This is a genomic window from Mesorhizobium sp. M0166, assembly GCF_040322255.1.
GTDB lineage: Bacteria > Pseudomonadota > Alphaproteobacteria > Rhizobiales > Rhizobiaceae > Mesorhizobium.
This window is the reverse complement of sequence record NZ_JAMYTD010000008.1, coordinates 96,969-115,512: the sequence shown is the minus strand read 5'-3', so window position 1 is coordinate 115,512 and position 18,544 is coordinate 96,969. Positions and strand designations below refer to the sequence as shown.

General features: G+C 63.3%; 23 protein-coding genes. 13 read left to right on the top strand and 10 right to left on the bottom strand.

The features are described 5' to 3' along the window. Positions 1 to 3: 3 nt before the first annotated feature. Complete coding sequence (gene hemE, locus NKJ46_RS12510) at positions 4 to 1,032, bottom strand: uroporphyrinogen decarboxylase (protein WP_352665249.1); 1,029 nt, start codon at positions 1,030 to 1,032, stop codon at positions 4 to 6. Positions 1,033 to 1,433: 401 nt separating this feature from the next. On the opposite strand from hemE, the gene NKJ46_RS12505 reads away from it, so the two are divergent. The 5 genes from NKJ46_RS12505 (at position 1,434) to dnaQ (ending at position 5,261) form a co-directional block, all read left to right on the top strand. Continuing rightward, the gene (locus NKJ46_RS12505; RefSeq protein ID WP_352458816.1) at positions 1,434 to 2,252 is read left to right on the top strand and encodes a pyruvate, water dikinase regulatory protein; all 819 of its coding nucleotides are present in this window, start codon (positions 1,434 to 1,436) and stop codon (positions 2,250 to 2,252) included. A gap of 169 nt (positions 2,253 to 2,421) precedes the next feature. Further along, complete coding sequence (locus NKJ46_RS12500) at positions 2,422 to 3,021, top strand: Maf-like protein (RefSeq protein WP_352665248.1); 600 nt, start codon at positions 2,422 to 2,424, stop codon at positions 3,019 to 3,021. Continuing rightward, complete coding sequence (locus NKJ46_RS12495) at positions 3,014 to 3,856, top strand: shikimate dehydrogenase (protein ID WP_352665247.1); 843 nt, start codon at positions 3,014 to 3,016, stop codon at positions 3,854 to 3,856. The genes NKJ46_RS12500 and NKJ46_RS12495 overlap by 8 nt, the downstream gene beginning before the upstream one ends. Continuing rightward, complete coding sequence (gene coaE / locus NKJ46_RS12490; RefSeq protein WP_352665246.1) at positions 3,853 to 4,455, top strand: dephospho-CoA kinase; 603 nt, start codon at positions 3,853 to 3,855, stop codon at positions 4,453 to 4,455. Before NKJ46_RS12495 ends, coaE begins: the two co-directional genes overlap by 4 nt. Positions 4,456 to 4,541: 86 nt before the next feature. Then, entirely contained in the window at positions 4,542 to 5,261 is a 720-nt protein-coding gene (gene dnaQ / locus NKJ46_RS12485) for a DNA polymerase III subunit epsilon (RefSeq protein ID WP_352565554.1), read from the top strand. A gap of 279 nt (positions 5,262 to 5,540) precedes the next feature. Here the strand turns inward: dnaQ and secB are convergent, their stop codons facing one another. Both secB and NKJ46_RS12475 read right to left on the bottom strand, forming a co-directional pair. Next, positions 5,541 to 6,044: a protein-export chaperone SecB gene (gene secB, locus NKJ46_RS12480; RefSeq protein ID WP_352453643.1), complete on the bottom strand. Its 504-nt coding sequence runs from the start codon at positions 6,042 to 6,044 to the stop codon at positions 5,541 to 5,543. Between the two features lie 113 nt (positions 6,045 to 6,157). Further along, on the bottom strand, positions 6,158 to 6,649 hold the full coding sequence (locus tag NKJ46_RS12475) for an FxsA family protein (RefSeq protein ID WP_352665244.1): 492 nt from the start codon (positions 6,647 to 6,649) through the stop codon (positions 6,158 to 6,160). Between the two features lie 199 nt (positions 6,650 to 6,848). On the opposite strand from NKJ46_RS12475, the gene NKJ46_RS12470 reads away from it, so the two are divergent. The 4 genes from NKJ46_RS12470 to NKJ46_RS12455 are packed head-to-tail and all read left to right on the top strand — an operon-like array spanning position 6,849 to position 9,627. After that, positions 6,849 to 7,556, top strand: a complete 708-nt coding sequence (locus NKJ46_RS12470; RefSeq protein WP_292659652.1) for a Tim44/TimA family putative adaptor protein — start codon at positions 6,849 to 6,851, stop codon at positions 7,554 to 7,556. Between the two features lie 23 nt (positions 7,557 to 7,579). Beyond that, positions 7,580 to 8,686: a murein transglycosylase A gene (gene mltA, locus NKJ46_RS12465; RefSeq protein ID WP_352665243.1), complete on the top strand. Its 1,107-nt coding sequence runs from the start codon at positions 7,580 to 7,582 to the stop codon at positions 8,684 to 8,686. After that, on the top strand, positions 8,683 to 9,219 hold the full coding sequence (locus NKJ46_RS12460) for a Smr/MutS family protein (protein WP_352665242.1): 537 nt from the start codon (positions 8,683 to 8,685) through the stop codon (positions 9,217 to 9,219). The genes mltA and NKJ46_RS12460 overlap by 4 nt, the downstream gene beginning before the upstream one ends. Positions 9,220 to 9,258: 39 nt before the next feature. After that, entirely contained in the window at positions 9,259 to 9,627 is a 369-nt protein-coding gene (locus tag NKJ46_RS12455) for a helix-turn-helix domain-containing protein (RefSeq protein WP_352473989.1), read from the top strand. Positions 9,628 to 9,636: 9 nt separating this feature from the next. Here NKJ46_RS12455 and NKJ46_RS12450 read toward each other — a convergent pair whose 3' ends face one another. From NKJ46_RS12450 to NKJ46_RS12440, 3 genes are all read right to left on the bottom strand, one after another. Continuing rightward, the gene (locus tag NKJ46_RS12450) at positions 9,637 to 10,254 is read right to left on the bottom strand and encodes a transglutaminase-like cysteine peptidase (protein WP_352665241.1); all 618 of its coding nucleotides are present in this window, start codon (positions 10,252 to 10,254) and stop codon (positions 9,637 to 9,639) included. A 213-nt stretch (positions 10,255 to 10,467) separates the two neighbouring features. Next, a complete protein-coding gene (locus NKJ46_RS12445; protein ID WP_352665240.1) occupies positions 10,468 to 11,745 on the bottom strand; it encodes a polyhydroxyalkanoate depolymerase in 1,278 nt (425 codons plus the stop codon). 261 nt (positions 11,746 to 12,006) lie between these two features. After that, positions 12,007 to 12,366, bottom strand: coding sequence for a septal ring lytic transglycosylase RlpA family protein (locus tag NKJ46_RS12440; RefSeq protein WP_292659640.1), 360 nt, complete (start codon positions 12,364 to 12,366; stop codon positions 12,007 to 12,009). 304 nt (positions 12,367 to 12,670) lie between these two features. Between NKJ46_RS12440 and NKJ46_RS12435 the strand changes: the two genes are divergently transcribed. Further along, entirely contained in the window at positions 12,671 to 12,856 is a 186-nt protein-coding gene (locus NKJ46_RS12435; RefSeq protein WP_352665239.1) for a hypothetical protein, read from the top strand. A gap of 58 nt (positions 12,857 to 12,914) precedes the next feature. On the opposite strand, the gene NKJ46_RS12430 is transcribed toward NKJ46_RS12435, so the two are convergent. From NKJ46_RS12430 to tauA, 4 genes are all read right to left on the bottom strand, one after another. Continuing rightward, the gene (locus NKJ46_RS12430; protein WP_352665238.1) at positions 12,915 to 13,103 is read right to left on the bottom strand and encodes a hypothetical protein; all 189 of its coding nucleotides are present in this window, start codon (positions 13,101 to 13,103) and stop codon (positions 12,915 to 12,917) included. A gap of 6 nt (positions 13,104 to 13,109) precedes the next feature. Beyond that, a complete protein-coding gene (locus NKJ46_RS12425; RefSeq protein WP_352665237.1) occupies positions 13,110 to 13,976 on the bottom strand; it encodes an ABC transporter permease subunit in 867 nt (288 codons plus the stop codon). Further along, positions 13,973 to 14,746 (bottom strand): taurine ABC transporter ATP-binding protein, encoded by a 774-nt coding sequence (locus tag NKJ46_RS12420; RefSeq protein WP_352665236.1) that lies wholly within the window; start codon positions 14,744 to 14,746, stop codon positions 13,973 to 13,975. Before NKJ46_RS12420 ends, NKJ46_RS12425 begins: the two co-directional genes overlap by 4 nt. 112 nt (positions 14,747 to 14,858) lie before the next feature. After that, positions 14,859 to 15,872, bottom strand: coding sequence for a taurine ABC transporter substrate-binding protein (gene tauA, locus NKJ46_RS12415; protein WP_352665235.1), 1,014 nt, complete (start codon positions 15,870 to 15,872; stop codon positions 14,859 to 14,861). Between the two features lie 345 nt (positions 15,873 to 16,217). Between tauA and NKJ46_RS12410 the strand changes: the two genes are divergently transcribed. From NKJ46_RS12410 to NKJ46_RS12400, 3 genes are all read left to right on the top strand, one after another. After that, positions 16,218 to 16,409 (top strand): hypothetical protein, encoded by a 192-nt coding sequence (locus NKJ46_RS12410; RefSeq protein WP_352665234.1) that lies wholly within the window; start codon positions 16,218 to 16,220, stop codon positions 16,407 to 16,409. A 147-nt stretch (positions 16,410 to 16,556) separates the two neighbouring features. Continuing rightward, positions 16,557 to 17,009, top strand: a complete 453-nt coding sequence (locus tag NKJ46_RS12405) for an RrF2 family transcriptional regulator (RefSeq protein WP_352665233.1) — start codon at positions 16,557 to 16,559, stop codon at positions 17,007 to 17,009. Positions 17,010 to 17,058: 49 nt separating this feature from the next. Further along, the gene (locus tag NKJ46_RS12400; RefSeq protein ID WP_352665232.1) at positions 17,059 to 18,405 is read left to right on the top strand and encodes an FAD/NAD(P)-binding protein; all 1,347 of its coding nucleotides are present in this window, start codon (positions 17,059 to 17,061) and stop codon (positions 18,403 to 18,405) included. Positions 18,406 to 18,544 lie beyond the last annotated feature (139 nt).

Genomic DNA, 18,544 nt, shown 5'->3' with positions numbered 1-18,544 from the left:
TCGTCACGATGCGCTCCGCACCAGTTTCACCATCTGCTCGACATGCTCCAGCGGCGTCTCCGGCGTGATGCCGTGACCAAGGTTGAAGATCAGCGGCCCGTCGCCCAGCGCCTCCAGGATCGCCGCTACGCCGTCGGCCAGCGCCTTGCCGCCGGCTACAAGCCTCAGCGGATCGAGATTGCCCTGCACGGCGCCGTCACGCTGCAGTTTCTTCGCCGCCGACAAGGGCACGGTCCAGTCGAGGCCCAGCCCCGTCACGCCGGTCTTCTGGCGATAGCTTCGATAGTGATCTCCCGCGCCCTTGGGAAAGCCGATGATCGGAACATTGGGATGGGCAGCCTTCACTTGCCGGACGATCTCGGCCACCGGCTCGACGCAGAACAATTCGAAAGACGCTTCGTCGAGCACGCCTGACCACGAATCGAAGATCTGGACCACGTCGGCGCCGGCTTCGATCTGCCGGATCAGATAGGCAGCCGAATGATCGGCGAGCACCTTCAGCAGCCGAAGAAAGGCCGCCGGCTCGCGATAGGCGAACAGCCTGGCCGGTGACTGGTCGGGCGTACCGTGGCCGGCGATCATATAGGTCGCCACCGTCCAGGGCGCACCGCAGAAGCCGATCAGCGTCGTTTCATCAGGCAGTCTGGTGCGCAACCGCCGCACCGTCTCGTAGACCGGCTCGAGATTCACGTGAAACGTTTCGCCGTCGAGAGCCGCGATCTCCACAGCCGTGATCGGCGTCAGCAGCGGGCCGCGTCCTTCCGCAAAGCGCACGTCGCGGCCGAGCGCATGCGGCACGACAAGGATGTCGGAAAACAGGATCGATGCATCGAAGCCGAAGCGTTCGATCGGCTGCAGCGTCACTTCGACGGCGAGATCCGGGTCGTAGCAAAGATCGAGGAAGGATCCGGCCCGTCTCCTTGTCTCCCGGTATTCCGGCAGATAGCGGCCGGCCTGGCGCATCATCCAGACCGGTGGCGGAAACGCCGCCTTGCCTCTCAACACGTCCAGCACGATCCGGTCTTGAGGCATTGAGCGCTCGCCTTTCCAGGCTTCCCTATAATTAAATATTCTATTTTTAGGAATCTTATGATTCTAAGAGTCTGTTGGTTGTGGTGGTTGTCTCCTGTCCCGCTTTGCCTTGGAAAAGACCAGCCAGCATATTGTCGCGCGCTTCTTCAACGGGATTGCAGGACTTTGTGGAAAACCGCGAATTTGCGACTGGAGTCAATGCGTTGCCGCCAGGCCAGGGAAATTGCCCCTGTGGATGAAGCGAAGGCAAAAAGCTCCGTCCCCGGACTTGTCCCCAACCGCCCGGAGAAGCCGACAGCACATCGAATTGTGGACAAACCGCCATCTGATACAGTCGCTTTGCGGTGGCCGAGTTTTCCGCCCGGCTTATCCACATCGGCCCACAGCCTGGAATGTATCCTGTGAACAAACCGCAGAGCTTCTTTCACCTTCACCTGATTTCCGACGCCACCGGCGAAACGCTGCTGGCCGCCGGCCGCGCGGCTTCCGCGCAATACAAGGATGCGCGCGCCATCGAACATATCTATCCGCTCATCCGCACCGAAAAGCAGGTGACGAAGGTGTTCGAGGACATCGAGGAGGAGCCGGGCATCATCCTCTACACGGTGGTCGACCAGAAGCTTGCCCGTGGCATCGACGAACGCTGCGCGGCGATGGGCCTGCCTTGCGTCTCGGTGCTGGAGCCGGTGCTGACAGTGTTCCAGTCCTATCTCGGCACGCCGGCCGGGCGCCGCGTCGGCGCCCAGCATGTGCTGGACGCTGAATATTTTCGCCGTATCGACGCGCTCAATTTCACGATGGAGCATGATGACGGCCAGCTGCCGGCCAATATGGACGATGCCGATATCGTGCTTGTCGGCATCTCCCGCACCTCGAAGACGCCGACCAGCATCTATCTCGCCAATCGCGGCATCAAGACCGCCAACATTCCGATCGTGCTCGGCGTGCCGGTGCCCGAAAGCCTGGTCAATGCCAGGAGGCCGCTGATCGTCGGCCTGGTCGCCACCGCCGAACGCATCTCGCAAGTCCGGCAGAACCGCATTCTCGGCACCAGCGCCTATGAACCAACCGATTATGTCGACCGCGCCGCGATCGCCGAAGAGCTCACCTATGCCCGCCAGATATGCACACGGCATGGCTGGCCGATGATCGACGTCAGCCGCCGTTCGATCGAGGAGACGGCGGCGGCGATCGTTGCCCTGCGCGGCAAGACGCGCTAGGGCGTGTGATATTCAGGTGATGCCGGCCTGCAAACGGCGGCTTCCTGCGCTTCCGGTGCTCACGTACGAAAAGTACGCTCCGCTCCGGTTCTCGGAAGCCACCATTTTCGGCTCGGCCTGACCTGAATCTCGACACACCCTAGTGAGCGCTAGGAAACGGGCGAAAAGAATGGCCGAAAAAATCATCCTTGCCTCGGGCAGTCCGTTCCGCAAGGCGCTGCTCGTCAATGCCGGCGTCAGTGTCGAAGCGGTTCCGGCTTCTGTCGATGAGCGCGCGCTTGAGGCGCCGCCGCAGAATAGTGGCGTGTCGCCGGAGGATGTCGCCCTCGTGCTCGCCGAAGCCAAGGCCACCGACGTCAGCGAGCGCAAGCCCGGCGCCCTGGTGCTCGGCTGCGACCAGACGCTGTCGCTCGGCGACGAGCTGTTCCACAAGCCAGCCGACATGGAAGGGGCGCGCCGTCATCTGCTGGCGCTGTCGGGCAAGACGCATTATCTCAACAGCGCCGTGGTGCTGGCCCGTGACGACCAGGTTCTGTGGCGGCATGTCGGCATCGCCAGCCTGACCATGCGCAAGCTCGATCCGGCCTTCATCGGCCGCCATCTGGCGCGCGTCGGCGCCAAGGCGTTGTCCAGCGTCGGCGCCTACCAGATCGAAGGCGAGGGCATCCAGCTGTTCGAAAAAATCGAAGGCAACTATTTTACCATTGTCGGCCTGCCGCTTTTGCCGGTGCTGGCCAAGCTGCGCGAGCTTGGGGCGATCGATGGCTGAGGCCCCGAAAAAGGCGTTTGTCACCGGCCACCCGATCGCGCATTCCAGATCCCCGAAGATCCACGGCTACTGGCTGGCGAAATACGGCATCGACGGCGTCTACGAGGCCATCGACGTTGCACCGGAAGCGTTTGCCGAATTCCTGCAGACGCTGCAGGCACAAGGCTATCGCGGCGGCAATGTCACCATCCCGCACAAGGAAGCCGCTTTCGCTTTGGCCAAGCGGCGCGACGCCGACGCCGAACAGATCGGTGCGGTCAACACACTGTGGTTCGAGGATGGCGAATTGTGCGGCGGCAATACCGATGCGCATGGCTTTGCCGCCAATCTGGACGAGTATGCACCGGGCTGGGCGGCCAACGGCCCCGCCGTGGTGCTCGGCGCCGGTGGCGCCGCTCGCGCGGTTATCCATGCGCTGAAGCAGCGTGGCGTCAGCGATATCCGCATCGTCAATCGAACGCTTACGAGGGCGCAGGAGCTGCGCGACCGCTTCGGCGCAGGCGTCTCCGCCCACAACATCGCGGCGACCGGCGAATTGCTCGAGGATGCCGGCCTGCTGGTCAACACGACAGCCCTCGGCATGCATGGCAATGAAGGCCTGTCCGCCGATCCGGACAGACTGCCGGACCGCGCCATCGTCACCGACATCGTCTACGTGCCGCTGGAGACGCCGCTGCTTGCTGCGGCCAAGGCGCGCGGCCTGAGAACCGTCGACGGGCTCGGTATGCTGCTGCATCAGGCGGTGCCCGGCTTCGAACGCTGGTTCGGCATCAGGCCGCAGGTCTCCGCCGAACTGCGCCAGCTGATTATTGCCGATATCGGCGCGATAAAATGATCGTGCTCGGCCTCACCGGATCGATCGGCATGGGCAAGTCGACCACGGCCAAGATGTTTGCCGAAGCCGGCGTGCCGGTCCATGATTCCGACGAGGCGGTGCATCGGCTTTATGCCGGCAAGGCCGCGCCCTTGGTCGAGGCGGCCTTTCCCGGAACCACCAGATCCGGTGCGGTCGACCGCACAAAGCTGGCGGAGCGGGTGCTCGGCCGCGGCGCCGCCCTGAAACGGCTGGAAGCTATCATCCATCCGCTGGTCCGTGCCGATGCCGATGCGTTCCTGGCTGAAAATCGTGCCGCCGGCGCGCCGCTTGCCGTGCTCGATATACCGCTGCTGTTCGAGACCGGCGGCCGTAACCGCGTCGACAAGGTCGTGGTCGTCACCGCGCCGCCCGAGATCCAGCAGGCCCGCGTGCTGGCGCGGCCGGGCATGAACGAGGAGAAACTGGCGTCGATCCTGGCCAGGCAGGTTCCTGACGCCGAAAAGCGCCGTCGCGCCGACTTCGTCATCGACACCGGTCAAGGCTTTGACGCTGCTCGCGCGGCCGTCAAGGCCATCATCGCCGAACTAGTCGTGGATAAGGCAGCCAGGCCTGGTTAAGAGGCTTGCAGCTCGCAATTACTTGTTGCCATTTTGTTCCGGGTGTGATTCGGCTAGAATGATGTCGGAACCAGTGGACTGATTCGATGCGTGAGATCATCTTCGATACGGAAACCACCGGCCTCGACACGCGCGAGGACCGCGTCATCGAGCTTGGCGGCGTCGAGTTGGTCAACCGCTTCCCGACCGGCCGAACCTTCCACAAATATATCAACCCGCAAGGCCGCCAGATCCATCACGAGGCGCAGGCTGTGCACGGCATCAGCGCCGCCGATCTTCAGGGCAAGCCGACTTTCATGGAGATCGCCGAGGAGTTCCTCGCCTTCATCGACGGCGCCAAGCTTGTCGCGCACAATGCCGGCTTCGACATCGGCTTCCTCAATCTCGAATTCGGCCGGCTTGGCCATCCGGCCATCGATCCGGGACGGATCGTCGACACGCTGGCGCTGGCGCGCCGCAAGCATCCGATGGGCCCCAATTCGCTCGACGCGCTCTGCCGCCGCTACGGCATCGACAATGGCCGCCGCACCAAGCACGGCGCGCTGCTCGATTCGGAATTGCTGGCCGAGGTCTATATCGAGCTTATCGGCGGCAAGCAGGCAAGCCTCATCCTCGACAGCATCATGGCGCCGGCGGGCGGCAGGCAGAATGTCGACGACATCGATATTTCGATCGGTGTGCGGCCGATCGCCTTGCCGTCGCGCCTGACCGACGCCGAGCGCGCAGCACACGCAGGCATGGTTGGCACATTGGGCGAAAAGGCGCTCTGGCTGCGGGTCGCCCCGGAAGCGAGTTCCGCCGCATAGTTAGGGCCGATCGGCAGCTAACGTCGATAGTCCCGTTCGGTGGAAAGTCGCCAAGCTTCGAGATTTGCCGAAACATCCCTCCACTTCGTCATCCCAGGGTCTGCGCCGCGTCGCTCCGCTCCTTGCTCCGCCCTGGGATGACGAAGGAATAGGTGTTTCGGCTAATCGCGAAGGTCTACGACGGGTCACCAAACGCAGGTGCGGGCTCGCTTCTGATGCATCGCCCCAACAAAAACCCGGCGCGAGGCCGGGCTTTTCAACGACGGAGTGACGCCAGCTTCAGCTCACCTTGACCTTGGCGGCGGCAGCCTGGTCCTCGGCCAGCTTCTGCTGGAACATCTGCGCGAAATCGATCGGGTCGAGCATCAGCGGCGGGAAGCCGCCATTGCGTGTTGCCTCGGCGATGATTTGCCGGGCGAACGGGAACAGCAGCCGCGGGCATTCGATGAACAGGATCGGCAGCATGTGCTCCTGCGGGAAGCCGCTGATGGAGAAGACGCCGCCATAGACCAGCTCGACGTTGAACAACACTTCCTGGTCGAACGACGCTTTTGCGTTCAGCGTCAAATTGACGTCGAACTGCTTGTCCGAAAGCGGGTTGGCATTGACGTTGACATTGATGGCGATGCCCGGAGCCTTGTCGCGGCCGCGCAACGAGTTCGGTGCGCCGGGGCTTTCAAAGGACAGGTCCTTCACATATTGCGCGAGCACGTTGAGCGAAGGCTGCGCCGCATTTCCATTACCGTTGGCTGCGCCGGTCGGCGCGTCGTCGTTGCTGGCCATAAGCTGTGGTCCTTTTGCCTGGGCAGCGTTGCTGACCGGATTGAAATTCGGGCGTTCGCTATCATGGCCGGCACGACAAGACAAGTTTGCAAAAGACGCCGGTTGCCTCGCGGCTACTCGTCCTTGAGGCGGCGCCAGGGAGAATCCGGTCCGCGCGTATGGTCGTCAGCGCGCGAATAGTCGCCGTCGTCGAGATCGATGGTCTTGCCGCGTTGCCTTGCCCGCAAACCACTGCTGAAATCGGTTGCCAGCACGATGCGGCCTTTCAGCATCCGCCAGGCAAGATCGCGCACCGGCGGCAGGAACAGCAGAAGGCCGAAAATATCCGAGATGAAGCCGGGGATGATCAAAAGGATCGCTGCCAGCACGATCATGGCGCCATGCGCAAGCTGGCCGCTCGGATCACGCCCGGCATCCATTTCGGCACGGACCCTGGCCATCACGCCAAAACCCTGGTGCCGCAGCAGCAGGGCGCCGGCGACACTCGAGGCCAGCACCAAGCCGACTGTCGCCAGCGCGCCGACCTGGCGGCCGACAATGACGAAACCGGCTATCTCCAGCAGCGGAAGCGCGAGAATGAACAGGGGAAGCAGCGGGATACGCAAATCTTGACCGATCGTTTTCGATGTTTTGCCGGCCGGCGAGCAATCGCCGCTGGCACCAGAGCTGTTAGATAGGTATGGCTGCCTTTGATTTGAATGATTGCGCCATGCGTTCTATATGCTTTGGATACTGAACGCTATGTGATCGCGGCCCTTGCTTGGCCGCTGGTCCGGCCAAAGCAGGGATTGATTGGCGCAAGATATGGGCTTCTTCGACTTCGGCACGATTTTCTTTCTGATTGCGGCGGTGGTGATCTTTTTCCAGCTGCGCAACGTGCTTGGCCGACGCACGGGCAATGAGCGCCCGCCCTTCGATCCATATACGGCAGCGCGCAAAAACGACAAGGATGCCGCCCAGAAACCCGAGAACGTCGTTTCGCTGCCGCGCAAGCGGCTGGCGGGAGAGCCGGCGGCCGACACCTATGTGGCGATCGATGCCTTTGCCAAGCCCGACACCGATCTCAACCGGGGCCTGCGGGCGATCAAGGACAATGATCCGACCTTCGACCCGAAGACCTTCGTCGACGGCGCCAAGATGGCTTATGAGATGATCGTCATGGCCTACGCCGATGGCGACCGCAAAACCTTGAAGAACCTTTTGTCGCGCGAGGTCTATGACGGCTTCGTCGCGGCCATCGGCGACCGCGAGGCGAAAGCCGAAAAGATCCAGTCCTCCTTCGTCGGCATCGACAAGGCCGACATCGTTTCGGCCGAAATGAAGGGCAGCGAGGCGCACATCACGCTGCGCATCGTCAGCGAACTGATTTCAGCGACCCGCGACAAGGCCGGCGCCGTCATCGACGGCGATCCCGAGACTGTCGCCGAGGTCAAGGACGTCTGGACCTTCGCCCGCGACGCGCGCTCGCGCGATCCGAACTGGAAGCTCGTCGCCACCGAAGAAGAAGACTGAACTGGACGGCGGCGGGGGCTGTCGTGTCGCTTTCTGGAGCTTTCAGCGAAAAATCCTTTGGCGAATTGCCGGGCTGGGGCGAGGACGACCATCTCCCTGCCTTTGACGCCTTTCGCCGCTCGGCCTTTCATATCCTGACCAAACCCTACCGCTCCGGCGCGCTCGGCGTCGACTACAATGGCTTTGCCGACGCCTATGCCGAAGCGCGTACCGTTTCGCCGGCGAATCGGTTGCAGGCCCGAAGCTTTTTCGAGCGCCATTTCGTTCCGGCCCGTATCGATGCCGAAGATGGTGGTCCCGGCCTGGTAACCGGCTTTTATGAACCGGAGGTCGAAGCCTCGCCGGTGCGCACGCAACGGTTTTCGGTGCCGTTGCTGTCGCGCCCGGCCGACCTTGTCGACATCGATGACGGCAACCGTCCTTCCGGCTTGGATCCCTATCTCGCCTTCGCTCGTGCGGCGCCGAACGGCCCGGTCGAATATTTCGACCGCGGCGAGATCGAACGCGGCGCGCTTGCCGGAAAAGGGCTGGAAATCGCCTGGCTCGCCGACAAGGTCGACGCCTTCTTCATTCACGTGCAGGGCGCGGCGCGGCTCAACATGACCGACGGCAGGCTTCGCCGCATCACCTATGCCGCCAAATCCGGCCAGCGCTTTACCGGGCCGGGCAAGATCCTGAGCGAGGAAGGCGAGATCCCGCTGGAGAAGGTGACGATGCAGTCGATCCGTGCCTGGTTCAAGGCGCATCCGGAGCGCGTCGACGAGATCCTTTGGCGCAACCGCTCCTACATCTTCTTCCGCGAGATGGGCGTCGACGGCCCAGAGCTCGGCCCGATCGCTGCCGCCAAGGTGCCGCTGACACCCGGCCGCTCGATCGCCGTCGACCGGCTGCTGCACACCTTCGGCACGCCTTTCCATATCGATGCGCCGTCGGTGACCGCCTTCGACGGAAAACCGTTCCGGCGGCTGATGATCGCGCAGGACACCGGCTCGGCGATCACCGGGCCGGCCCGCGGCGATCTGTTTGCCGGGTCGGGCGATGCGGCCGGCGAGATCGCCGGCGTTATCCGCAACGCCGCAGATTTTTATGCACTGATCCCCCGGTCGCTGGTTGCAGGAGCAGGCCGATGACCCGGCGCATCGACAGGCTGAGCGAGGACGACCGGGTGCTGTGGAACCTGGTGGCGCGCACGGCAAAGCCGCTGAAGGGCAAAATCGCCGTCGAAATTCCAGACGTCGGGCTGGAGATCGACGAGACCAGGCAGGCGCCGCCGCCGGCACAGGTCGCGGGCAATGCTGCCACGGCGGCAAAGCCGAAGGCGCAGCATGTCTCCCACGCACTCGATGAACCGACGCTGGACAAGCTGTCGAAGGGCCGGCTGCCGATCGAGGGCCGCGTCGACCTGCATGGCCTGACCCAGGATGAAGCCTATTCGCTGCTGTTTTCCTTTCTGCGCCGGGCGCACGCCGGCGGCATCCGCTACGTCCTGGTGATCACCGGCAAGGGCTCTTCGTCGGGCGGCGATGGCGTCTTGCGGCGCGCCGTGCCGTCATGGCTGTCGACATCCGCCTTCCGGCCCCTCGTCTCCAGCCACGACCATGCCGCCCGCAAACATGGCGGCTTGGGCGCGCTCTATGTCCGCTTGCGGCGGGCGCGCCCATGAGGGACGCACCTATGAGGATGCACCCATGAAGGTGGGCTTGTGACCCCGTTCGGCGAAAAGCTTCGCGTGCTGCGAAACGAGCGCGGCGTCAGCCAGAAGGACATGGCCAAGGCGATCGGCGTCAGCGCAGCCTATCTCTCGGCGCTGGAACACGGCCGCCGCGGTGCGCCGAGCTGGACGCTGATCCAGAAGATCATCGGCTATTTCAACATCATTTGGGACGACGCCGAGGAACTGGCGCGATTGGCCGAAACCTCACATCCGCGTGTCAAGCTCGACACGTCGGGCCTTAGCCCGGCGGCGACCGAGCTTGCCAATCTCCTGGCCGACAACATCGAAAAGCTCGACGAAGCCGAGCTTCGCCGCATCATTGCGTCGCTCCGCGCCGCACTGGCACGGCCGAAATGAGCTGCTTTGTTACTGGACCGAGCCGACCAGCACCTGCTGGCCGCCGCGGATGGAGACCCAGCGGCCGGTATTGTCGATCGCCTGCCGCTTGAGGAAACGATAGCCGGTCTGGTCCCAGGAACGAACCTGGTCGGTCAGATTGTCGAGGATGTAGTCGCCCTTGTCGGTACGCACCGTCAGCACGGCGTGGCCTTCGCCATCCGGCTTGCGCACGACGGTCATCAGCAGATCGGCAAACGAGACGCCCAGCCGGTTCAGTTCACGGCGCTTTTCCAGGACATAGTCCTCGCAATCGCCAACCCCCTTGTCGGGATAGGCCCAGACCTCATCCTTGCCGTAGATGTCGAAATCGCTCTCCGGCTTGACGGCGGCGTTGACCTTTGCCGTGACGCTGAGCAGCTTGCGCCACAGCGAGCCGGTCAGGCTGGCGGGCGACAGATCCTTCGGGCGGATCGAGCATTCGGACGCGTAGCTCTTGCAGAAATCATAATGGCCGATCGGCTGCGAGGTCGGGCCGCCTGTTATCATCGGGCTGGCTGCCGAGGCCGAACCGGCCCAACCTGCCGCCACAGTAAGTCCAGCCAGCGCGCACAGGCGCAGCGTTCTCGCCATTGGTGAGGAAGTCATTGTCCCCGCTTGTCCCTTGTTGTTAACGAAACGTTAAGGGGTATTTACAGTCCGTGTCAATTATGAGGATGGATTGATTTTTGCGGCATGGTTACCCGCGTGGCGCCAACGCGACTATTGTGCAACAGGTCGACCGGCCGCACGGCCCCGCCAACCGATGATTTTGGCATTGACCGACCTTGATGCGGATTGACGGGCATCATCACTGGTCGCCTATTTCTTGCCGGTCCTGACCAGCTTGGGTTTCACCGCAACACGGTTCTGACGGCCGTAGCTGGTAATGAAATCGACGATGCGCGGCACGATTTCGGAGCGGAAGCGCGAGCCGTTGAACACACCATAATGGCCGACCGCCGGCTGCATGTAGTGGGCGTGCCTGTCGGCCGGGATGTTGATGCAAAGGTCGTGCGCGGCCTTGGTCTGGCCGAGGCCGGAGATGTCGTCGTTCTCGCCCTCGACCGTGAACAGGGCGACATTGCGGATCGCCGAAGGGTCGACCGCCACGCCGCGATGCGTCATCGTGCCCTTGGGCAAGGCCTGGCGGACAAACACGGTGTCGACGGTCTGCAGGTAGAATTCCGCCGTCAGATCCATCACCGCCAGATATTCGTCGTAGAACTCGCGGTGCTTCTCGGCATTGTCGCCGTCATGCTTCACCAGGTGCATGAAGAAGTCCTTGTGGGCGATGATGTGGCGGTCGAGGTTCATGCTCATGAACCCCGAAAGCTGCAGGAAGCCGGGATAGACCTCGCGGCCGAAGCCCGGCACCGGCCAGGGCGCGCGCATGATGACGTTGTCGCGGAACCAGTCGATGCCCTTTTCCTGGGCCAGCAGATTGACCGCCGTCGGGCTGCGGCGGGTGTCGATCGGGCCGCCCATCAGCGTCATCGTCGAGGGCACGAACGGATCACCCTTGGCTTCCATCAATGCCACCGCCGCCAGCACCGGCACCGAAGGCTGGCACACCGCCATCACGTGGGTGTCGGGACCCAGCGCATGCAGCATGTCGACGATGTAGTCGATATAGTCGTCAAGATCGAAGCTGCCGTCGGCCAGCGGCACCATGCGGGCGTCGACCCAGTCGGTGATATGCACGTCGGCATAGGGCAGCATCGCCTCCACCGTGCCGCGCAGCAGCGTCGCGTAGTGGCCCGACATCGGCGCGACGATCAACAGCTTCGGATCCGGCCGGCGCCCGGCCGGAACTGCGCGCTCGAAACGAACCAGGTTGCAGAATGGCCGCGACCAGACGGTGCGTTCGCTGACCTCGACGTTTTTCCAGTCGACGACGGTCTTGGTCAGGCCGAATTGCGGCTTGCCGTAACGGCGCGTCGTGCGCTCGAACAGTTCGGCCGTTGCCGCAACCGAGCGGCCCCAGGAGGTGTGTGAGACCGGATTGAGCGGATTGGAGTAGAACAGGCGCACCGCATCGGCATAGAGGCGCGCCGGCTGCAAGGCGGCGTGGTTCAGTTCGTAGAGCTGGTAGAACATCGAGAACCCCGCTGCCGACTGCGATCGAAGGGCCGACGAGCAGCGCCGAGCCTTGAATACCTTGCAGGGAAGTTAGCAACAATCTGCTGCGATGCAATACGTCAACTTGCGTGATTTATGCTCGTTCTTTCGTCCAAGGCGTTGAGAATCCGCCTGGAACGGCAACAGCCGGCTCAGTGTGCACGTGCGAAGGAGTAGCAGGCCACGGTCATCGGTACAACCGTCGGAGGCGCGCCCCGGCCGCGGCGAAGGGCCGAGCAGTTAGACGCGTGCCATGCAGACAGCGGTATGGCCCGAGCTGATGAAGCCGAGCTGGCTGGCGGCGCCCTTCGACAGATCGAGCATCCGGCCCCTGATAAACGGGCCGCGGTCGTTGATGCGCACGACGACGCTGCGGCCATTGTTGCGGTTGGTCACCTTCAGCTTGGTGCCGAACGGCAGGCTGCGATGCGCTGCGGTCAGCGCCGACGGGTTCATGCGTTCGCCGGAAGCGGTTCTGGAATGCAGTGAGTACCAGGAGGCACGGCCGCATTGGGCGGCGGCGCTGGCACTGGATGCGCCGACCATCAGGCCAGCCGCGATCATGGCCGCGACAAGCGCGGTCTGGTTGCTTTTGTTCATGGGTTGGGGACTGCTCCGTTGACAGACCCGCAGCGGTTAGGGACGAATGAGGCAGCAAATGCGGCAATGATCTGTCGGTTCCATGGCAATGTTACACGTTTGGAGTCGGCGCGAAACAATTTGTCAGAGACTTTCCGCAGAGCGGCACAGCTTCCTTGATGATCTTTGCACCGATCTCCGCGTGTCTTGCGCAAGATCGGAGGTTAGCATCTAAGTAGAAGTTGGTGTAATCGAGCGGCTTCTTTTCGCTGTTCCATTCCGGCCGGAGCCGGGCTGATGATCGACTTGGAAAGGAGTTTCAGCAATGAGATTGATCAAAAATCTGCTGGCCTTGATTGTGCTCTCCATCGGCATGCTGTGGACGTTGCAAGGCATCGGCTTCATCCGCGGCAGCTTCATGACCGGCCAGTCGCAATGGCTGTATGCCGGCATCGTGACGGTGCTGGTCGGCTTGGGTGGCCTGGCCTGGGCAAACCGCTCGCGCATTTGAACGGGCGTCCATGCTCAGGCTCCCGCCAGAGCTGCGCACAGCGGACCGTGGCGGTCGGTCACCGCGACCAGTATTGCCAGCCCCAGTAGAAACTTTCGTCGCGCGGCGGCAGGCGGTTGCGCTCCGCGTCCAGCTGCACCGGCGTCGGCGTTTTGCGTTCGCCGTCAGGCGGCTGTTTGTCCCCGGCCTTGATCAGACGGATACATTGGCCGAAATGCGCAAACAATACAGCGATGGAATGGCGCATTGTCGGTCACTCCCGCCCCGCCCAAGGGACGAGCATCCGCTCGATCCTGCGGATGATGAATTCGAGCACGAAGGCAATGGCCGCGATCACCAGTATGCCCATCACCACCACGTCGGTGACGAGGAACTGGGCAGCGGACTGGATCATGAAGCCGAGCCCGCGAGTCGCTGCCACCAGCTCGGCGGCAACCAGCGTCGACCAGCCGGCGCCAAGCGCGATGCGCAGACCGGTCAGGATCGAGGGCAGCGCGCTGGGCAGGATAACGTGCCTGATCACTTGGCGCTGCGTGGCGCCAAGCGAGCGCGCTGCATTGATGCGTTCCTGCGAGACGCCGCGAACACCCGATGCCGTCGACAGCGCAACCGGCGCCAGCATGGCAATGGCAATCACCAGGATCTTGGACGGCTCGCCAATGCCGAACCAGATAATGATCAGCGGCAGATAAGCGAGCGGCGGGATCGGCCGCAGGAATTCGAGCAGCGGATCGAAGATGCCGCGCCCTGTAGTGCTGATGCCGATAGCCAGCCCGATGGGAACGCCGACGAAAACGGCCGCGATCAGCGCTGCAAACACCCGCCACAGGCTGGCGGCGATATGCTGGAGCAGCGTCGCGTCGACAAAGCCGTCACCGGCGACGACGACAAATTTGTTCCAGACTGCCACAGGCGACGGCAGGAAAACCGGCGACACCAATTGCAGGCGGGCCGATGCCGTCCACGCCGCCAGCACGATCAGAATGGTGATCGCGCTGACCACGCGGGCCGAAACGCGGCTGCGTCTCGGTCGCGGCCGCGACCATGGCACCGACAGCGCGTCGGCTCCGTCGTCGACTTTGGAGCGCTGCGGCCGCTCGGTATAAGAGGTAACGGTCATGCTGCCTCCCCTTCGAAGATCGCGTCGGTCAGCTCGCCACGCGCCGCGGCGAAGGCTGGATCGGCCTTGATGCTGCGAATGGCCTCGCCGGCTGCATAGCGCCGGCTGAAGCTGGCCTCGAAACTCCGCACCACCCGGCCAGGGCCGGGAGCGAGCACAATGATACGGGTGGCGAGAACCAGCGCTTCGTCGATGCCGTGCGTGACCATCAGCACGCCGACCTGGCTTGCCGTCCACAGATCGAGCAGCGTTGTCTGCATGCGTTCGCGTGTCAGCGCATCGAGTGCGCCCAGCGGTTCGTCGAGCAGCAGGAATTGCGGCGCGGCTGCCAGCGCCCTGGCCAGGCCGACGCGCTGGCGCATGCCGCCGGAAAGCTCCCATATGCGCTTGTCGCCGGCGCCGTCGAGCTTCACCAGCGCCAGAAGGTCGTCGGCAGTCCGCGCCCGTTCGGCGGCCCCGACACCGCGCAGCCTGAGAGCAAAGGCGACATTTTCCCGCGCGGTCAGCCACGGAAACAATGCGTCGTTCTGGAACACGACGGCGCGGTCCGAGCCTGGCGCCGTGATCGGCCTGCCGCCAATCGTGGCGCGTCCGCGCACAGGCTCGACCAGGCCCGCGGCGACATTGAGCAGCGAGGTCTTGCCGCAGCCTGAGCGGCCGACCAGGACAACGAAGTCATCCTTGGCGATGTCAATCGACACGCGTTCGACGGCCGGCGCCGGCTGGCCGTCATAATGAACCGAGACTTGGTCGAGCACGAGATGCGTCATGTGGGGTCGCCGATATTCTGAAACCTGCTTGCCCCGAAGCCGTTCCTCGTCAGCGGCTCCGGGGCAGGCATCGCGCGCTCAGGGAACGGAGGACGCGCGTATTGAGCCGCCGCTAATTCGAGGCCAGCGCCTCGCCGACATATTTCGACGACACGTATTTCGAATAATCCGGCAACACGGCGTCGATCTTGCCCTGCTCCTCGAGGAAGGCCGATGTCGCCTCGACCGCCTTGACAGTGCCGCCACCGAGGAACTTGTCCGAGGCTTGCTCCTCGAGCGTCGGGAAGACATAGCCCCTCAGCAGTTGCGGCACGTCTTCGAGCTTGGCCCCGGTGATCCTGGCGATCTTGGCCGCTTGCGGCGAGGACACCGACCATTGATCCGGCTTGGCCAGGAAGTCGGCATAGGCAGCGCCCGTTACTTTGACGAAGTCGCGCACCGCTTCCGGGTTCCTTTCGGCGAAGTCGGTGCGCACGATCCAGGCGTCGAAGGTCGGCGCGCCCCAGGCGGCGACCTGCGAGGAATCCAGCACGACCTTGCCCGTCGTCTTGATCTGGCCGAGTGCCGGATCCCAGACATAGGCGGCGTCGATGTCGCGGCGCGCCCATGCCGCCGCGATCTCCGGTGGCCGCAGATTGAGAATGTCGACCGACTTCGGGTCGACACCCTCATGCTTCAGCGCGGCAAGCAGGCTGTAATGCGTCGTCGAAACGAAGGGCACCGCCACCTTCTTGCCGGCAAGGTCGGCAGTTTTCTCGATGCCGGCGCCGTTGCGGGCGACAAGGGCCTCGGATTCGCCGATCAGCCCGACAATGAAGATTGTCTGGATTGGAAGCTCGCGGCTCGCCGCCGCCGCCAGCGGGCTCGAGCCGACATAACCGATGTCGACCGAACCGGAAGCGATGGCGGCGATCACGTCGGCGCCGGAATCGAATTTCCGCCAGTCGATTGCCGCCTTGGTCGCGCTCTCATAGGCGCCGTCGGCCTGCGGCACCTTCGAGGGTTCGACGACCGTCTGGTAGCCGATGGTTATCTTGAGGTCCTGAGCATCGGCTGGGCCGAGAAAGGCGGCACCAGCCAAGGCCGCCGAGGACAACAGAACGATACGTCGCGAAATGATGGACATGAAAGGCTCCTTGGAAAAGAGAAAAACCCGGATTGCGTTTCATAGTCACCTAACTCTATCGTTCTTGTAGAGTTAAATCCTTCCAATCGGTTCGGTCTTGTTAGAAAAAGTCATCTGGCTATCGCAGCTGCCCATTCGCACGCTTCTGGGTGATGGCCCGGGTGAGAACCATCGTCCTTGCCCGGGAACCGCTTCCACGTCGTCCATGCGCGCAACAAGGATTTCCCGTTTTCGCCCCTGCATCGGCAAATCCGTGCTGTGAATAGCCAAGAAATTGGAAACAAGTTCCCTGTGTTCGCGGTTAAGTCTAGTATCCTTATCGACATTGAAGGATTGGAGAGGACGATGAGCGACGCCACCCTCCTTGTTGCCGCGCGCGGCATGCTTTGGCCTTCAAATTCAGGGGCAGAAGCTGCTGTCCGGATTCTCGCCGATCGGGACATTCCTGCCGCCGGCCAGTTTGGCGGTGTGCCATTGGCGGCGGCTTCTGTGCTTCCAAGAGCACAAACCCCTGCCAAAATGGCCATTACGGCTTGAAAACGAAGCAAAATCAACGTTTCTCGGCTTGTATATCATGTCACTAGAATTTATCTGTAGTGACAGCTTGGACGCGGCGGGGAGGCACGCCAGGCGTTTCGCAACCGGTGGCCTTGCGCCATCGCATGACAGAGAAACGTTCGGGTTATGCTCACGAAAAAAGGTAAATACGGCCTCAAGGCGCTCGTCCATCTGGCGCGCCTGCCGGTTGGACAGCTCGCCTTCGTCAACGACATCGCCACAGGAAACAATATTCCGAAGAAGTTCCTCGATGCCATTCTTGGCGAATTGCGCAATGCCGGTTTCGTCCAGAGCCGCAAGGGCAAGGAGGGCGGCTACCGGCTGGCACGCCCGGCGGACGAGATCAAGGTCGGCCACGTCGTGCGCGTGCTCGACGGGCCGCTTGCCCCCATTCCCTGCGCCAGCCGCACCCAGTATCAGCGCTGCGAAGATTGCAACGAGGCGACATGCCAAGTCCGACACCTGATGCTGGAGGTCCGGCAGGCCATCGCCGAGGTGCTGGACCAGCGCAGCCTCGCCGAAATGCGCGACATCGCCGGCGACGAGGACCTTTCGGCGGCGTTGAAAGTGCAGGCCTGAACCACTCTCCCCTGAGCCGGCGACGATCGCCAGGACAGCTGGTGTGCGCATGACCGGGCGCGCTACGCCAAGTTCGATCATCATTGTCGGTGGCGGCGCCAGCGGCGTCGTGCTTGCCGCGCATCTGCTGAAGTCGCCCAATCCCGATCTCCGCGTCAGCCTGGTCGAAAAACGCCCGCATTTTGGGCAAGGCATGGCCTATTCAACGCTGCTGTCGGCGCATGTGCTGAATGTCAGCGCGGCGGGCATGAGCGCCTATGCCGACGATCCCGGCAATTTCTCGCGCTGGCTGCTTGGACGCGGCCTGGCTACGCCGGAGCAGGCGCCGGTCTACGCGCCGCGCAGCGTCTACGCCCGCTATCTCAAGGAGCTGCTCGACGAGCTCGAGGCGCGTGAGCAGCAGACCGGCCGGCTGCGCCTGATCCGCGAGGAGAGCCTGTCGATCTCGCCGACCGCGTCAGGCGTCGAGGTGACGCTGGCCAATGGCACTAGCGTGGTTGCGCACCTTGCAGTGCTGGCGACAGGCCATGACGAGGAGCCGGGCGCCGGTCAGGGCCGCGCGATCAGGATGGGCTCGGAGGCCGACACCGAGCTCGACCCCGAAGCCCGGGTCCTGGTGCTGGGCACCGGCTTGAGCATGGTCGATGCCTTCCTGTCGCTCGAGCAGCGCGGCCACCGCGGCGAGATCGTCGCGGTGTCGCGGCGCGGCCTGCTGCCTTCGCCGCATCGCAAGGGCAATCCGATCAAGCTTGACGTTGCCGATATTCCGCTCGGCACCCAGCTTTCCTATTTCGTCGGCTGGTTCCGCGACCTGATCCGGGAAAACCAGAGGGCCGGCATCGACTGGCGCGACGTCGTCGACGGTCTGAGACCCTTTAACCAGAAGATCTGGCAGAACTGGCCGTCCTCGGCCAAGCGCCGCTTCGTCGAGCACACCAAGGCCTGGTGGGACATCCACCGCCATCGCATGGCGCCGGAAGTCTACGCCCGCGTTGCCGAGGCGGTGCAAGCGGGCCGCATCCGCCTTGTCGCCGGGCGCGTCGTCGAGATCGCCGCCGGCGACGGTTTCAGCGTACAGGTCCAGTCGCGCCACACGCAGCGCCTCGAAAGGTTCGACGTCACCCGCATCTATGATTGCACAGGCATCGCCAGGGACATCTCGACCACGTCGAACAGCGTGGTGCGGTCGCTGGTCGACCGTGGGCTAGCACGGCCGGATCCGCTGCGCCTCGGCCTCGACGTGACCGCGAACTGCGAGGTCATCGCCAGCGACGGCACTGTATCGGCCAAGATCCTCGCCGTCGGGCCACTGACGCGCGGCACATTCTTCGAGATAGACGCTATTCCGGATATTCGCGTGCAGTGCGCGCGGCTCAGCAAGCGATTGCTCGGATGAGGATCTCGTTGTCTTGACGCAATTCCGGATGCAAGACCGCTGCCGTCGGGGGAAAAGATCTCGACCGCATAACCGCGCTCGGTGAAGGCGAACCAGGGGTGCGTGAGCTCGCTCCACCAGAAGCAGCCCGTGCTGGTCG

What these genes read in the sequence shown, in the direction of transcription:
- NKJ46_RS12500 (WP_352665248.1), top strand. Translation starts at nt 2,422, where the DNA reads ATGGCCGAAAAAATCATCCTTGCCTCGGGCAGTCCGTTCCGCAAGGCG.
- NKJ46_RS12445 (WP_352665240.1), bottom strand. Translation starts at nt 11,745, where the DNA reads ATGTTCTACCAGCTCTACGAACTGAACCACGCCGCCTTGCAGCCGGCG.
- NKJ46_RS12420 (WP_352665236.1), bottom strand. Translation starts at nt 14,746, where the DNA reads ATGACGCATCTCGTGCTCGACCAAGTCTCGGTTCATTATGACGGCCAG.
- coaE (WP_352665246.1), top strand. Translation starts at nt 3,853, where the DNA reads ATGATCGTGCTCGGCCTCACCGGATCGATCGGCATGGGCAAGTCGACC.
- NKJ46_RS12440 (WP_292659640.1), bottom strand. Translation starts at nt 12,366, where the DNA reads ATGAACAAAAGCAACCAGACCGCGCTTGTCGCGGCCATGATCGCGGCT.
- NKJ46_RS12410 (WP_352665234.1), top strand. Translation starts at nt 16,218, where the DNA reads ATGAGCGACGCCACCCTCCTTGTTGCCGCGCGCGGCATGCTTTGGCCT.
- NKJ46_RS12470 (WP_292659652.1), top strand. Translation starts at nt 6,849, where the DNA reads ATGGGCTTCTTCGACTTCGGCACGATTTTCTTTCTGATTGCGGCGGTG.
- hemE (WP_352665249.1), bottom strand. Translation starts at nt 1,032, where the DNA reads ATGCCTCAAGACCGGATCGTGCTGGACGTGTTGAGAGGCAAGGCGGCG.
- NKJ46_RS12430 (WP_352665238.1), bottom strand. Translation starts at nt 13,103, where the DNA reads ATGCGCCATTCCATCGCTGTATTGTTTGCGCATTTCGGCCAATGTATC.
- NKJ46_RS12495 (WP_352665247.1), top strand. Translation starts at nt 3,014, where the DNA reads ATGGCTGAGGCCCCGAAAAAGGCGTTTGTCACCGGCCACCCGATCGCG.
- NKJ46_RS12460 (WP_352665242.1), top strand. Translation starts at nt 8,683, where the DNA reads ATGACCCGGCGCATCGACAGGCTGAGCGAGGACGACCGGGTGCTGTGG.
- NKJ46_RS12405 (WP_352665233.1), top strand. Translation starts at nt 16,557, where the DNA reads ATGCTCACGAAAAAAGGTAAATACGGCCTCAAGGCGCTCGTCCATCTG.
- NKJ46_RS12400 (WP_352665232.1), top strand. Translation starts at nt 17,059, where the DNA reads ATGACCGGGCGCGCTACGCCAAGTTCGATCATCATTGTCGGTGGCGGC.
- NKJ46_RS12450 (WP_352665241.1), bottom strand. Translation starts at nt 10,254, where the DNA reads ATGACTTCCTCACCAATGGCGAGAACGCTGCGCCTGTGCGCGCTGGCT.
- NKJ46_RS12435 (WP_352665239.1), top strand. Translation starts at nt 12,671, where the DNA reads ATGAGATTGATCAAAAATCTGCTGGCCTTGATTGTGCTCTCCATCGGC.
- secB (WP_352453643.1), bottom strand. Translation starts at nt 6,044, where the DNA reads ATGGCCAGCAACGACGACGCGCCGACCGGCGCAGCCAACGGTAATGGA.
- dnaQ (WP_352565554.1), top strand. Translation starts at nt 4,542, where the DNA reads ATGCGTGAGATCATCTTCGATACGGAAACCACCGGCCTCGACACGCGC.
- tauA (WP_352665235.1), bottom strand. Translation starts at nt 15,872, where the DNA reads ATGTCCATCATTTCGCGACGTATCGTTCTGTTGTCCTCGGCGGCCTTG.
- NKJ46_RS12425 (WP_352665237.1), bottom strand. Translation starts at nt 13,976, where the DNA reads ATGACCGTTACCTCTTATACCGAGCGGCCGCAGCGCTCCAAAGTCGAC.